General features: G+C 51.5%; 10 protein-coding genes and 1 riboswitch. All 10 genes read left to right on the forward strand.

Going from position 1 to position 14,832, the window contains the following annotated elements:
• Positions 1-64 precede the first annotated feature (64 nt).
• The 10 genes from kdpB (C7R93_RS27540) (at position 65) to C7R93_RS27585 (ending at position 14,745) form a co-directional block, all read left to right on the forward strand.
• On the forward strand, positions 65-2,065 hold the full coding sequence (gene kdpB, locus C7R93_RS27540; protein WP_106841781.1) for a potassium-transporting ATPase subunit KdpB: 2,001 nt from the start codon (positions 65-67) through the stop codon (positions 2,063-2,065).
• Positions 2,066-2,102: 37 nt separating this feature from the next.
• Complete coding sequence (locus C7R93_RS27545) at positions 2,103-3,428, forward strand: methyl-accepting chemotaxis protein (protein WP_158264056.1); 1,326 nt, start codon at positions 2,103-2,105, stop codon at positions 3,426-3,428.
• A 9-nt stretch (positions 3,429-3,437) separates the two neighbouring features.
• Positions 3,438-5,375 (forward strand): putative bifunctional diguanylate cyclase/phosphodiesterase, encoded by a 1,938-nt coding sequence (locus C7R93_RS27550; protein ID WP_158264057.1) that lies wholly within the window; start codon positions 3,438-3,440, stop codon positions 5,373-5,375.
• A gap of 162 nt (positions 5,376-5,537) precedes the next feature.
• Positions 5,538-5,684, forward strand: a riboswitch (cyclic di-AMP (ydaO/yuaA leader).
• Positions 5,685-6,240: 556 nt separating this feature from the next.
• The gene (locus tag C7R93_RS31190) at positions 6,241-6,318 is read left to right on the forward strand and encodes a potassium-transporting ATPase subunit F (RefSeq protein ID WP_106841824.1); all 78 of its coding nucleotides are present in this window, start codon (positions 6,241-6,243) and stop codon (positions 6,316-6,318) included.
• 61 nt (positions 6,319-6,379) lie between these two features.
• Positions 6,380-8,053, forward strand: coding sequence for a potassium-transporting ATPase subunit KdpA (gene kdpA, locus C7R93_RS27560; protein ID WP_106841784.1), 1,674 nt, complete (start codon positions 6,380-6,382; stop codon positions 8,051-8,053).
• 59 nt (positions 8,054-8,112) lie between these two features.
• Positions 8,113-10,152, forward strand: coding sequence for a potassium-transporting ATPase subunit KdpB (gene kdpB, locus C7R93_RS27565; RefSeq protein WP_106841785.1), 2,040 nt, complete (start codon positions 8,113-8,115; stop codon positions 10,150-10,152).
• 34 nt (positions 10,153-10,186) lie between these two features.
• On the forward strand, positions 10,187-10,750 hold the full coding sequence (gene kdpC, locus C7R93_RS27570; protein ID WP_106841786.1) for a potassium-transporting ATPase subunit KdpC: 564 nt from the start codon (positions 10,187-10,189) through the stop codon (positions 10,748-10,750).
• 21 nt (positions 10,751-10,771) lie between these two features.
• A complete protein-coding gene (locus C7R93_RS27575) occupies positions 10,772-13,102 on the forward strand; it encodes a universal stress protein (protein WP_106841787.1) in 2,331 nt (776 codons plus the stop codon).
• Positions 13,103-13,114: 12 nt separating this feature from the next.
• Positions 13,115-13,840, forward strand: coding sequence for a hypothetical protein (locus C7R93_RS27580; protein WP_106841788.1), 726 nt, complete (start codon positions 13,115-13,117; stop codon positions 13,838-13,840).
• Positions 13,841-13,902: 62 nt separating this feature from the next.
• A complete protein-coding gene (locus C7R93_RS27585) occupies positions 13,903-14,745 on the forward strand; it encodes an arginase family protein (protein ID WP_106841789.1) in 843 nt (280 codons plus the stop codon).
• The last annotated feature ends 87 nt before the right edge of the window (positions 14,746-14,832 follow it).

The following is a 14,832-nucleotide window of genomic DNA, read 5'->3' on the forward strand; positions in this document are numbered from 1 at the left end:
TCTCCATTTTTGCTGTTGGTATTTTTCTTTATTTGATCTATGCGTTATTGCATGTGGAGGAGCTATGAAACAATTGATAGGAAAGGCCCTGCTTGATAGTTTTCGCAAGCTGAATCCGCTGGTCATGATGTCAAATCCGGTGCTGTTTGTCGTAGAGCTCGGAACGGTTTTGATTTTGCTGATGCTGTTGTTTCCGAAGTATTTTGGTACGGAGGATCAAGTAGGGTGGAATACAGTCGTCTTTTCCGTTTTATTATTCACGGTGTTGTTCGCGAATTTCGCTGAGGCATTGGCGGAAGGCCGCGGGAAAGCACAAGCAGATACATTGCGACGGGCCAAGCGGGATACGGAGGCCAAGAGACTCAAATCAGATGGCAGTGTGCAGGTGATTTCATCTGGCGAACTGCGCAAAGGTGATAGAGTCTTGGTCGAAACAGGAGATATCATCCCAGGGGATGGTGACATTATCGATGGCTTGGCCTCGATCGATGAATCTGCAATCACGGGCGAGTCGGCTCCGGTCATCAAAAGAGCGGGCAGTGACCAGACGTCTGTAACGGGTGGGACACGTGTCATCAGTGACTCTATCGTTGTGAAAATTACGACGAACCCTGGGGACTCATTTTTGGATCGGATGATTATGCTCATTGAAGGGGCCAAACGTCAAAAAGCCCCGAATGAAATTGCCTTAAATACAGTTCTTATCGTCTTCACGCTTATTTTTTTGATTGTCGTCGTTACGCTTGTTCCGATTGCGGCGTATGTGGGGATCGAGCTGGATATCTCCGTTTTAGTCGTTTTGCTCGTATGTCTCATTCCGACCACGATTGGCGGCTTGTTATCGGCCATTGGCATTGCGGGGATGGATCGTGTCACGCGCTTTGGTGTCATTGCCATGTCAGGTAAGGCAGTAGAGGCGGCCGGGGATGTCAACACGATCATTTTGGACAAGACAGGTACGATTACGTACGGAAACCGACTGGCAGCAGATTTCGTTCCCGTAGCAGGAGTCGACCAGAAGGAGCTGATGGAAGTCGCTGTGCTCACTTCGCTGTTCGATGATACGCCAGAGGGAAGCTCCGTCATGATGCTTGCCCAAGCCAACCATGTTGTCTGCGATGTCAAAGCGTACGAAGGAGAGATTATCCCGTTTACTGCCGAGGAGCGCATGAGCGGATTGAATTATAAAGGCGTCCACTATCGAAAAGGAGCAGTTAGCGCCATCAGTGCCTATATCAGAGAGCGCGGTGGCATGGTTCCGCCAGATCTTGAAGAAAAAAGCGCGCGAATCTCGCTGCAAGGCGGTACTCCGCTCGCTGTATGTAAAGACAGTCAGGTTCTTGGCCTGATTTACTTGAAGGATACGGTGAAGCCGGGGATTCGCGAGCGTTTTGAAGAATTGCGGAAAATGGGCATTCGGACGGTGATGTGCACAGGCGACAATCCACTGACAGCGGCCACCATCGCCAAAGAAGCAGGCGTAGATGACTTCATCGCCGAGAGCAAGCCGGAGGACAAAATTAGGATTGTCCGGGAAGAGCAGGCACAAGGAAAAATGGTTGCGATGACCGGCGATGGCACGAATGATGCGCCAGCGCTGGCTCAAGCCGATGTAGGTATCGCGATGAACAGCGGGACAACCGCAGCGAAGGAAGCGGCCAACATGGTCGATCTCGATTCAGACCCGACGAAGATTTTGCAGGTCATTTCCATCGGGAAGCAACTGCTCATGACTCGCGGCGCATTGACGACCTTTAGTATCGCAAACGACTTTTCCAAGTATTTTGCGATCATCCCAGCGATGCTGGTCGAGCAAGTACCCGAGATGCAGCTTTTGAACATCATGAACCTGCAGTCCCCGTCCAGTGCTGTTCTATCCGCACTCTTATTCAATGCGATCATTATCCCGCTGTTAATCCCGCTGGCTTTGCGGGGAGTGCGTTATGTGCCGATGAATGCGAACCAGCTTCTCGTCCGGAACTTGTTGATTTACGGCGTAGGTGGAATCATTTTTCCTTTTATCGGAATTAAGCTGATTGATATGGGACTGCAACTGTTCTGGTAACCAAACAGCTATGAATGACATACGGAGGTGTACTTACGTGAACGTATCGTTGCGTTCCAAAATCATGTGCGGCTTTGTCGCTGCGGCCCTGCTAATTGGAGTGCTAGGGCAGTTCTATTACACAAAGCTGGTGGAAATCAATGCCCGCTATACTGCCACCGTGAGCCAGGGAGAAGGAGCGGTTAGGCAAGTAGAAGAGACAGTGCTCCAAGAGCTTTCCTACATTCATGTGACGAGTGTTGTGATGTTTGTTTTGATCATCGGATTGGGCTGGATTATTTCTGGCCAAATTAGCCGATCCATTCGTGTCATTGCCGATGCGACAGAGACAATGGCGGCAGGAGATTTGACAGGAGCAGAGATCCAGATCGCCACGCGGGATGAGGTGGGGCAGGTAGCGCAAGCGATTAACCAGATGGCGCGTAATTTGCGCAATTTGATCGGGCAAATCAGTACGGGAGCAGATCATGTCGCGAACGCTTCCGAGGAGCTGGCGACGAATGCCTTGCAGGCAACAGAAAACAGCCGATCGGTTGTCCTAGCGATGCAAGAGCTGGTGGATGGCGCTGGGGAGCAAATGAAGGGCTCCGATCAAATAGTCGATTCGATGGAACACGTAGAAGAAGCTGTGAAGCAAATGGAGGAGTACTCGCAGCATGTCTTCGGATCAGCCAATAGCGCCTCTGCGGTGGCCGAGACGGGAACGGAGGTCATCGCGAAAACGGTGCAGCAGATGGCAGACATTGCGGCTGCTTTTACCACGACAGAGAAAGCCGTGACGCAGCTGGACACTCGATCAAGGGAGATTGAAGAGTGTGTGGCTATCATTAAGGTGATGGCGAATCAGACGAATCTTTTGGCAATCAATGCCGCGATTGAAGCTGCGCGTGCAGGAGCGTCAGGCAAAGGCTTCGCTGTCGTAGCCGGGGAAGTGAGAAAGCTCGCAGATCAATCCAGGCAGGCAGCGGAGCAGATTGCCGATATGCTCGAACAGATGCGACAAGATGTTGCCCGGGCTGTAGGGTCCATTGAAGGCGGAAATACAGAGGTCGCTTCTGGTGTGACGGTCGTAAAGGAAGCGGGAGATGCTTTTGCAAAAATCGGTCTGGCGGTTCAGCAAGTAGCCTTGCACATTAATCAAGTCGCGACAGGGCTGGATCATACCTCGGGCAAAACCGTGACGGTGACAGCCCAAATGGGTCAGCTGGCACAAATCGCGAAGACGGCATCCGAGCGGGCTGATCAAGTGGCACAAGCGGCCTATCAGCAAAACAGTGCGGTGGAGGCGTTTCGTGAGTGCATTGATTCACTCAGCAAGCTGGCTCACCAACAAAAAAGTTTGATTCGCAGATTCAAGACATAGGTGATGGGAATGGGACTATGGCTAGAGCAGCAACGGATCGAGAGACAAAAACAAATGGCGTTACATCTGGCTACTGCAGTTGCTGCGCTCGTGCTTGTAATCGTCTTGTCGCTGCTCTTCTTGACGGAGGAAACGCGTGGAGGTGTATGGCTGGCCGCTTTATTGCCTGTCTTGATCATCATGGCAATCTGTTATCGCACGGCCCTGAGGTACGCCTGTGATACGCATCAGCTGGTGCAAACGTATTGGGAGAACGAGGAAAGAAAGATTCGCTCGATATTGGAGAGCATCAAAGACGGTTATTACGAGCTGGACGAGCGAGGTCGGTTCCTCGCTGTGAATCCTGCACTATCTGAAATACTTGGCGCACCTGTACATGAGCTGTTGGGAGCAAGCTATCAGGAGTATGTGGGCAAACAAGATGCCTTGAAGCTAAAGCACGCATTTCGGTGGGTGTCGCATACCGGGACGCCTGTCCAGCAAATTGACTGGGCGTTTGTCCAGCGTGACGGTCAGAGGCGTTTAGTCGAGGGCTCCATTGTGAAAATCAGTGAAAAGTCGAGCGGTGTCACGGGACTGCGCGGGATTATCCGCGATGTGACGGATCGCAGGCAGGCAGAACAGACGATCAATCACATGGCGTACCACGATGCGCTGACTGATTTGCCGAACCGTCGACTTTTCGAGGCGGAGCTGACGATTGCGCTATCCCAGGCGAAGCAGCAAGGGCAGATGATGGCGATCTTGTTTTTTGATTTGGATCGTTTCAAATACATCAACGACTCCTTGGGGCATTATTTCGGGGACTGCTTGCTCCAGTCGCTTTCTTATCGATTAAAGGAAAATGTCGGCTCGGCAGGCATACTGGCTCGCATGGGCGGGGATGAGTTTACGATGATTTTTCCTGCGATTTCTGATGAGACAGAGGTGGTTGCGTTGGCGGATCGGATCATTGCGTCCTTGCAGTCGCCGCTTCAGGTGGAGGATCGGGAATGCATTGTCACGACCAGTATCGGGATCAGTATTTTTCCGAGAGACGGGGAGGATACGCAAACCCTCATGAAGCATGCGGACGCCGCCATGTACAGTGCCAAAGAAAAAGGCAGGAATCGGTACAACCTGTACTCGTCCACGATGAGCCTTCATGTGGCGGAGCGGCTGGCAGTCGAGCAGGAGCTGCGCAAAGCGTTGGAACGCCATGAGTTTTGCCTGCATTATCAGCCACAGCTCGATTGTAAAACAAATCAAGTGGTCGGGGTGGAGGCTCTGCTCAGATGGCAGCATCCTGAATGGGGCATGGTCTCTCCAGCGGAATTTATCCCCTTGGCAGAAGAGACGGGATTGATTGTTCCGATTGGGGAATGGGTGCTTCGGACAGCTTGTCAGCAAAACAAAGCATGGGCAGAAGCAGGCTTTCCTCCCCTGCGCATAGCGGTGAATCTTTCGGCCCGCCAATTTCAGCAGGAGAATTTGGTCGGCATGATCAAGCAGGTGTTGCAAGAAACGCAGATGCAGCCGCAATTCCTGGAGCTGGAGATCACGGAAAGTGCCGTCATGCAAAACGCCACGCGGGTCATTGGAATCCTGCATGAGCTGAAAAATCTCGGGATCTGGCTTTCCATCGACGATTTTGGGACAGGCTACTCCTCGCTTAGCTACTTGCGCGATTTTCCCATTAACCGATTGAAGATCGATCGGTCGTTTGTGAATGATATTACAGAAAACGAAGATGCCGTCATCGCCAAGTCGATCATTGCCATGGCCCACAGCTTGCAGATGAACGTGCTGGCTGAGGGGGTGGAAAACGAAGTTCAGCTGGCCTTTTTACGTGAGCAGCAATGTGATGAAATGCAGGGCTACTATTGCAGTAAGCCATTACCTGCTGAGAAATTGGAAGAGTGGATGCAACAATCGGATGCGACTGCTCTTGCCGTATGGGGAAAATAATATGAAAAAGGAAGAAAAACGATGAAATATCATGATCGGATGAGGCCTGATAGGTATAAATCGCTTACACGGATAAAGAACGCAAAAATCGTGTGAAAAAGACTGAAATAGGACATTAACATCCGATTATGCCGGACGTATAATGAGACTCGTAACCAACAATTGCAAATATGGCCAAATCCCGAGGCACTCGGGAACGGAGGACCCAATCAGTAGGGGTTAATCCCACGCATGAATCGTGGGAGGGATGAGAAACTCTTTCGCCATCCTACCCGTCAGCTAACTTCGTCGGCTAAAGCGAGGGAGGTCTAAAGACCGCCTATTTGAGGAGGCCTTTTTGTTATCCTTTTCGGACGACAAGGGTTGACTCGAATGTAATGCAGGTCTTTTCGTTTTGCTCAAAAACGGCTAATGACCGTTTTTACTTACAAGTAAATAGCTGTTTTCGGAAAAAGGAAACGGGAGACAAAACGCAAAGAAGGCAACTTCAAGTCGGCTGGGCGTTAGGTAGACCAATGAGTACTTTTTCTCCGATACAAAGGATCGTTTTATTTGCCGCGGGATGCGGGCGACTTCATTCGTCTGTTCATCTTCCGTTCGGTCAAAATGTGGCGATCTTTCGGGGAAATCGTAAGCATTGGTCTATTTTTTTCCTTCATGGCAGGTTTTTTTCAAAAAAGAAGGCCTGTACAGGGGAAGCGAGAGAGACGAGTCGGCCAGACTTTACGGGATAGTCAGTACAAAAAAAGGAGGGACATTGCATGGACGTGGTTTCCATACTGCTCTTGGCGCTTTCATTCGGTGTATTTTTTGCACTCATCAAGTTTTGTGACGCCGTGGTAAGAGAACAGGGAGGGAAAGAGAAATGATCTGGTTGCTGTTGATTGTGGCAGGGCTTTCGATGTACCTGTGCCACGCGTTGATTTACCCGGAAAAATACTAGAGGCTGATCGAACCATTCATTCAATTGGAAACATTTTTTAGAGGGAGTAGGAGGAACTGTCGTGGACTTTATACAAATAGCGTTGGTTTTGGTGGTGCTTTTCGTGCTCGCCATACCGATGGGAAAATATTTGGCGCGCTCCTTTTCGCTGGAGACGACTCGACTGGACAGCGTTTTTGGCGGGGTAGAAAGAGCGATATACAAGCTGTCTGGCATTCGCGTATCAGATATGACCTGGAAGCAGTACGCAATGGCTGTTCTGGTCAGCAACATTTCGATGGTAGCCATTGCCTATCTCTTGCTTCGTTTGCAAGGAATGCTGCCTGGTAACCCAAGTGGAATTGCGGCGATGGAGCCGTTGCTTTCCTTTAACACGGCTGTCAGCTTTTTGACGAATACGAATCTTCAGCATTACAGCGGGGAGAGCGGATTGTCGTATCTATCGCAGATGCTGGTCATTATTTACCTGATGTTTACGACGCCAGCGACAGGGATCGCGGTCGTGATGGCCTTCATGCGTGGGCTGACTGGACAGCGCAGCATCGGCAACTACTACGTTGACCTGGTACGAGCTCATACACGGGTGTTGATTCCACTGGCGATTGTTGTGACATTGCTCTTGGTGTCCCAAGGCGTGCCGCAGACGATGGAGCCGACTGCAACAGCGACAACCCTTAGCGGAGCGGAGCAACAAATCGCACGCGGTCCGGTCGCTTCACTCGTATCGATCAAGCATTTGGGAACAAACGGAGGCGGATTCTTTGGAGTAAACTCTGCGCATCCATTTGAAAACCCGACTCCTCTATCGAACGTGATGGAGATTTTATCGATGTTCTTGATCCCGGCGGCACTGCCCTTCACATTCGGCTTCATGTCGAAGAGCCGCAAGCAAGGCTGGGTTATTTTTGGAGCTATGTTCGTGATGTTCCTGGCGTTCCTGATTACGGCATACACCAATGAAGTAAGTGGCAACCCTGCGCTGGAACGGGCTGGCCTGTCACAAGAGATGGGCAGCATGGAAGGAAAAGAAGTCCGATTTGGTATCGCACAAAGCGCCTTGTTCACTGCCGTAACAACAGCGGCAACGACAGGAACAGTGAATAACATGCACGATACATTGACACCACTTGGCGGCTTGGTTCCGCTCGGCGAAATGATGCTGAACTGCGTATTCGGCGGTGATGGTGTCGGAACGATCAACATTTTGATGTATGCGATTTTGGCTGTATTCTTGGCGGGCTTGATGGTAGGGCGTACGCCTGAATTCCTCGGTCGCAAAATCGAAGGAAAAGAGATGAAGCTGATCGCCATCGCGATTCTCGCTCATCCCCTGATCATTTTGGCGCCGACTGCTATTGCACTGGCAACTGAAATGGGTTCATCCGCAGTGTCGAACCCAGGCTTCCACGGGATTTCACAAGTGCTGTACGAGTACACTTCTTCAGCAGCCAATAACGGTTCCGGTTTTGAAGGATTGGGTGACAACACACCATTCTGGAACATTTCTACCGGACTCGTCATGCTGTTTGGTCGATACGTCTCGATCATTACGATGCTGGCGGTAGCAGGCTCCTTGCTCGCAAAAACCCCAGTACCAGAAACAATGGGTACACTTCGCACAGACAATAGTGTATTCACAGTGATTCTGATTGCGACTGTGGTAATCGTAGGTGCACTGACATTCCTGCCTGTGCTTGCACTTGGCCCAATCGCCGAGTGGCTCACAATCCGTTAATAAGAGGTAGTTCAACTTCAAATTGAAAATGAATACTAGAGGCAAAGGAGTAATTTTCCATGAGTAGAACGCGCACGGTTGCGCTTCCTAAAGATTTGTACCAGCGGGCCTTTGTCGAGTCTTTCAAAAAATTGGACCCGCGTGTGATGATGAAAAATCCAGTCATGTTCGTGGTAGAGATCGGGTTCTTCATTACGCTTCTTCTGACGTTTGTTCCTAATTTGTTCGGGGGAGCTTCGGACCCGCTGTACAACGGCGTCGTCAGCTTTATCCTGTTCGTGACAATTTTGTTTGCAAACTTCGCAGAAGCCTTGGCAGAAGGGCGCGGCAAAGCACAGGCGGAGAGCTTGAAAAAAACGAAGCAGGACACGCAAGCAAAAAAAGTAGGGAAAGATGGTCGCATTCAAGTCGTCAGCTCCACAGAACTGCGAAAAGGCGATTTGGTCATAGTGGAAGCAGGCGAGCTGATTCCATCCGACGGGGAAATCGTTGAGGGTGTCGCGTCTGTCGACGAGTCTGCCATTACTGGGGAATCTGCTCCGGTAATTAAAGAAGCAGGCGGCGATTTCAGCTCTGTCACAGGAGGTACGCGTGTCGTCAGTGACCGCATCCGTGTCCGCGTGACGACTGATCCCGGTGAATCGTTTTTGGATCGCATGATTTCGTTGGTAGAGGGTGCGAAAAGACAGAAGACCCCGAATGAAATTGCATTGAATACGCTCTTGGTCAGCTTGACATTGATATTCCTGATCGTCTGCACGACCTTGCAGCCGATCGCCAACTATGTGAATGCAGCCATTCCGGTTGCGACATTGATTGCTCTCCTCGTCTGCTTGATTCCGACCACGATTGGCGGACTCTTGTCAGCGATTGGGATTGCAGGTATGGACCGGGTCACACAGTTTAACGTCATTGCCATGTCCGGGAAGGCAGTCGAGGCATCCGGAGACATCAATACGATTATTTTGGATAAAACAGGAACGATCACGCACGGAAACCGGATGGCTGCCGAGTTTGTCACCGTAGGCAACAGCAAAAGCACGGAATTGAACCGAGTAGCTGCACAAAGCTCCGTTCATGACGAAACACCGGAAGGACGCTCTGTTGTCGAGCTGGCGAAAAAACAAGGTCTGGTACCTGCTGAACTTGAATTGCCGGGTTCCGAAGGTGTGGAGTTCCGTGCTGAAACAAGAATGAGCGGGACGAATCTGGCAAGCGGCGTACTCATCCGAAAAGGAGCCGTCGACGCCATCAAGAAATACGTGGTCGAGCAAGGGGGAAAAATCCCTGCTGATTTGGATGAAAAAGCAAATCGGATTGCAACGGCTGGCGGCACACCGTTGGCTGTAGCAGAAGGAAATTCGATCCTCGGTTTGATCTATTTGAAAGATACTGTGAAGCCGGGTATGCGCGAACGTTTTGAAGAGCTACGCCGCATGGGTATTCGCACAGTGATGTGCACGGGAGATAATCCACTGACAGCTGCAACGATTGCCCGCGAAGCAGGTGTAGATGATTTCGTAGCAGAAGCCAAGCCGGAAGACAAGATTGCGTTGATCCGCAAAGAACAAGCGGCAGGCAAGCTGGTCGCGATGACAGGTGACGGTACGAATGACGCGCCAGCCCTCGCACAAGCCGATGTCGGTTTGGCGATGAATACGGGTACGGTAGCGGCTAAGGAAGCAGCGAACATGGTCGATCTGGATTCTGACCCGACCAAAATCATTGAGGTCGTGGCGATTGGCAAACAGCTTTTGATGACACGCGGGGCATTGACGACGTTCAGTATCGCCAATGACGTAGCGAAATACTTCGCGATCATTCCTGCGATGTTCATGCTGGCGATCCCACAAATGAGTGCGCTCAACATCATGGGCCTGGCTACACCGCAAAGTGCGATTTTGTCCGCGTTGATCTTCAATGCGATCATCATCCCGATCCTGATTCCGCTGGCGATGAAAGGTGTGAAATACACGCCGATGAGCGCGACAAAGCTGCTCAGCCGCAACCTGGTGATCTATGGCTTGGGTGGAATTATCGTTCCGTTCGTGGGAATCAAGCTGATTGACTTGATTTTGGTCGGATTGAATCTGGTATAACTCATATTGAAAAAAGAAAGCTCAGGTGAACGATATGATATTGAAAAATTTGCGTCTCAGCCTCGTTTTACTGCTGATATGTGGTCTCGCCTACCCGCTGGCGATGACAGGTATTGCACAGGTTGTCATGCCTGCACAAGCAAGCGGTAGTCTCATCACGGATGCAAGCGGCAAGGTGGTTGGCTCCGAGCTGATTGGGCAGACCTTCACCGAACCGAAGTACTTCTGGGGACGCATTTCTTCTATTGATAATAATGCGGCTGGATCTGGATCAAACAACTACGCGCCATCGAACCCTGCGTTGATCGAACGTACGCAAAAGGATATCGCCGCATTTCTGGCAGCGAATCCTGGCGTGAAGCAGGAAGACATCCCGGCAGATTTGCTGACGAACTCCGCTTCCGGTCTGGACCCGCATATCTCGCCAAAAGCTGCTCAGATTCAAGTCGAGCGTGTAGCCAAGGCGCGCAATCTCGAACCGGTACAGCTACAGGCTTTGATTGAAGCGAATACAGAGGGAAGAAGCTTGGGTGTACTCGGAGAGCCGCGTGTTAATGTAGTGAAGCTGAATTTGGCTTTGGACGAATTGAAGAAGTAAAAAATGAAGGAGGGCTGCGAGATGGTAGAGCAGTTTCGGCGAAAGTCCCCGGAGGAAATCTTGCAGTCCATCTCCAGAATGCACCGGGGCAGGCTGAAAATCATTCTGGGGGCAGTCAGTGGTTCAGGCAAAACCTATCATCTGTTGATGGAAGGGCAGACGCTTAAGAAAAAAGGGATTGATGTGATCGTAGCTGGATCAGGTGAGGCCAGTCATCCCAAGCTGGCGCAAAAGCGGGAGGGCTTGGAGCAAATCCAGCCGATCATCTGGTATTCCCTAGGGGAAGCGAGACATGATCTGGACGTTGCAGCCATTATCGAACGAGATCCGGAAGTCGTGCTCGTAGACGGCTTGGCTCACCGCAATCGTCCAGATGCCCCGCGACCAACCTGCCTGGACGATGTTCAGTATTTGCTGAATCACAATATTAGTGTGATTGCGACGGTCAACATATACGAATTGGCCGGGATGAAAGAGATGGCGGAGCGACTGACGAAGGCAGAGGTGCGGATCGATCAGTGTGTCCCAGAGGATACGCTTGCCATGGCAGACGAGGTGAAGCTGCTCGACGTCACGCCAGAAGCCATTCTGAAAAGGCTGCAAGAAGATGATCGCAACCCGACGCGGACCAAGCATCCGTTGTTTCGCAGAGACAATCTGCATATGCTGCGGGAACTCGCTCTTCGGTTCGTAGCTACGGGCGTAAACGAGGATTTGGAGGATTATCGGGAGAAACACGGCATGGTAGGGGCTTCAGGAGCCACAGAGAAGGTGCTGGTTTCTGCCCAGTATCATTGGAACGGCTCGATATTGGTTCGGCGCGGACAACAGGTTGCCAAGCGGCTCGGCGGAGAGCTCTTGGTCGTCTGTTTTCTCCCTTTATCCAAGAAGCTGACGAAGGAAGAAGCGACTTTTAAGAGATCAATCGGAAAGCTCGTGGACAAAGTCGGAGGTACCTTCGAAGAGCAGACGCTTGTACGAGACAAGGAAGTAGCCAACGAGCTCGTCGCCTACGCGATGGAGAATAACGTGACCCGAATCGTCATGGGGCAGTCCAAGCGTACGCGCTGGGAAGAGATATGGTATGGCTCCATCGTCCATAAGATTCTTCGGCAAACGAAAAATATCGATATCTTGATCGTGGCGGATCGTTCCGAGCGGGACGGTGAGCGCGTCATGCCGACCAAGCGGGAACGAGCGAAAACGGCCAATCCGTACCGACGTCTCTCCGATGAGGAGATGCAGCAGGAGATTGGCAAAATCAAGCGCGGGACGCTAAAAGTATATGTAGGAGCTGCTCCTGGCGTCGGCAAGACGTACACGATGCTTAGAGAAGGCAACGAGCTCGTCGAAAATGGCATCGACGTGGTGATTGGGCTTTTGGAAACGCATGGACGAAAAGAAACCATTGAGCAGGTAGGGGGACTTCCTCTGATCCCGCGCAAACGCATTCCGTACAAAAACGTGACGCTCGAAGAAATGGACACGGACGAAATCATCCGGCGCAATCCGGAGGTCGTGCTGGTGGATGAGCTGGCACATACAAATGTGCCGGGGAGTGACTATGAGAAGCGGTACCACGATGTCGAGAAGATTTTGGCTGCGGGTATTTCCGTCATATCCACGATGAACATTCAGCACCTCGAGAGCTTAAACGACAGCGTCGAGCAAATTACGGGAATCCGCGTGCGAGAGACGGTGCCGGACCATATTCTGCATCAGGCAGATGAGGTAGAGCTGATTGATATTTCACCCAAAGCACTGCGTCAGCGGATGCGGGAGGGCAATATTTACGCGATGGAAAAGGTTGAGCAGTCGCTGACCAACTTTTTCAAAACAGGGAATTTGATTGCCTTACGAGAGCTGGCCTTGCGTGAAGTGGCAGACGACGTCGATGAACGCTTGGAGGCGTGGGAGCGCCGAACGCTGCGCGGGCCTTGGCGGCAACAGGAAGTCATTTTTGTCTGTGTGAATTTGCGCGCAGACAGTGAACGATTGATTCGCCGAGGGTTTCGGATTGCCTATCGCTTGAAGGCGTCCTGGCATGTAGCTTACGTGCAGGATCACCCGTCGCTGACAGAAGAGCAAGAGACGCAGCTGGCGAAGCTGAAGGCACTAACAGAGCGACTTGGAGGTCGTTTCGAACGATACGAAGCCCCTTCCCGACGCAAGGTCTTCACCAAGCTGGTCTGGCATATGAACGAAAAAGGAACGACACAGGTCGTCATCGGGCAGTCGGCGCGGACTCGCTGGAAGGAAATTCTCGAAGGTTCGGTCATCCAGCGATTATTGCGGGAAGTTCGACACATGGATGTGCTGGTCGTGGCCGATCACGCACCCGATATGATGTGAGGGAGGATAATGATGGGCGCAGAAAAAGAAGGGCAATGGGACCATAGCGTGGCAGACGCCTATAGCCGTTTGGAGTGCCTGATACAGCAGCCAACTACGGAGGCAGATTTGTTTTCCAGGCTGATACGCGTCTACCTGGAGGAAGAAGAGGTGCGCATACGGCAAAAGCTGAAGCGCAAATCCTCGCAGCGAATCTCTCGCGTCATGCATGAGCGGGTGGGTGAGTTTTTGTCCGGGCAGCTGTCCGAGCTTTCGTTTCAAGTGATCGACGGTATCTTGTTTATGAAAAAAGAGGATCAACTTGTAGGAGCGCTTAAATGCATCCCTGATCTCGGCAGCTACAATACGCCGTCCTGGAATGCGACTCTTGCCCGTTTTGCCAAGCAGTATCAGAAGAGGTTCAAGCTGGCGCCAGAGAAGCTGTTGTTCGTTGTCTGCTCGCTCGCAAAAAGCTTGGATGCAGCCCATGCCAAGGCGTTGACCGGAATTGATGTGTGGTGTGGCGCAGCGCTAACCACTCCAGCTTATCGGGATGCGCTGCAAACCTACATTAGCAAATGCGTAGAGGTCATGGACGCACTCCCACAGCCTGTGCAACAAGTGTATTTTTTAAGTGCAGATGCCCATCCGAATGCGCTTGCCTGCCAATTGCTGCGCGGGGAAAAAGCTTCCTTGCCAGATCGTTGGCTGCGGCCGTCCGTCAGTGATCTTATCCAATTATTGCAAACCAAGCTGTGATATACTCTTAGGGAAATTTATACGATAAATTTCCTTGGGAGGGACTTTTTATCAAAGTAAAAGTGGCTGGAATCCCGCATTTCACAGGGGCGTATGTCTCTGGTACAGAATTGGCTCCGGACGCGATTCGTACAGCAGGATTGATCGAGCAGTTGCAGCAGCATGGCTTGGATGTACAGGACGTAGGAAATCTGCTTCTCCCCGATAATTTGCCTCGCCATAATATTCCCCCAGTTCGCAATTGGCCGGCTCCGCGTATGTTTTGGGATTGTCTGCAAAAGAACGCGCAGGAGTGGCTCGATGCGGATGAGTTCGTCTTGATGCTTGGTGGAGATTGCAGCTTGATCGTTGCTACGGCACAGGCTCATCAGGCTCTGTATCAGGAAAAAGCGTATCTGCTGGTGATTGATGGTCATCTGGATGCGGTAGTGCCATCGGCTTCTCGCTGTATTGGGGCAGCAGGGATGGGATTGTGGTTTTTGCTTCAGGATCACGGACAATGGATCGAGCCAAGCGGCTGGGATGCAGAGCGAATCCGCCTGGTCGGCTGCCAGCAGATGCCTGGAGAGACTTTCGGCGTTGACGTCATGACCTTGGCCCGGCTCACAGAAGGAAGCATAGTGGATCGAGTTTCTCATATGCTCCAATCCATCCCGCCTGACGCCAAAATCCTCGTTCATTTCGACGTGGATGTCATGCACAAAGACGCGATGCCGGCTGCCTACTCGCCAAGTGAGATTGGATTGTCCCTTTCGGAAGCAGAGGAATTGCTTGCGACTGTTCTACGAGATTCGCGCGTGACCAGTATGGAAGTGACGGAATTCTCAGGGGCAAGGGATACCACTGGCGAGTATGCACAGAGGCTGGTAGAGTTGCTCGCCCGGGCACTATCTGCACGTGCTTAAAGCCCTCCCATGCGAAAAAGAATAGATTTGATAGCAAGTGAGCTCGGCAGTCCTGATTTCGTTCAGGCTGTCGGGCTCTTTTTTGGA

Source organism: Brevibacillus fortis (assembly GCF_003013395.1).
GTDB lineage: Bacteria > Bacillota > Bacilli > Brevibacillales > Brevibacillaceae > Brevibacillus > Brevibacillus fortis.

Coding starts and splice junctions, on each gene's coding strand:
- kdpB (WP_106841781.1), top strand. CDS start 65: ATGAAACAATTGATAGGAAAGGCCCTGCTTGATAGTTTTCGCAAGCTG.
- C7R93_RS27550 (WP_158264057.1), top strand. CDS start 3,438: ATGGGACTATGGCTAGAGCAGCAACGGATCGAGAGACAAAAACAAATG.
- C7R93_RS31190 (WP_106841824.1), top strand. CDS start 6,241: ATGATCTGGTTGCTGTTGATTGTGGCAGGGCTTTCGATGTACCTGTGC.
- kdpB (WP_106841785.1), top strand. CDS start 8,113: ATGAGTAGAACGCGCACGGTTGCGCTTCCTAAAGATTTGTACCAGCGG.
- kdpC (WP_106841786.1), top strand. CDS start 10,187: ATGATATTGAAAAATTTGCGTCTCAGCCTCGTTTTACTGCTGATATGT.
- C7R93_RS27575 (WP_106841787.1), top strand. CDS start 10,772: ATGGTAGAGCAGTTTCGGCGAAAGTCCCCGGAGGAAATCTTGCAGTCC.
- C7R93_RS27580 (WP_106841788.1), top strand. CDS start 13,115: ATGGGCGCAGAAAAAGAAGGGCAATGGGACCATAGCGTGGCAGACGCC.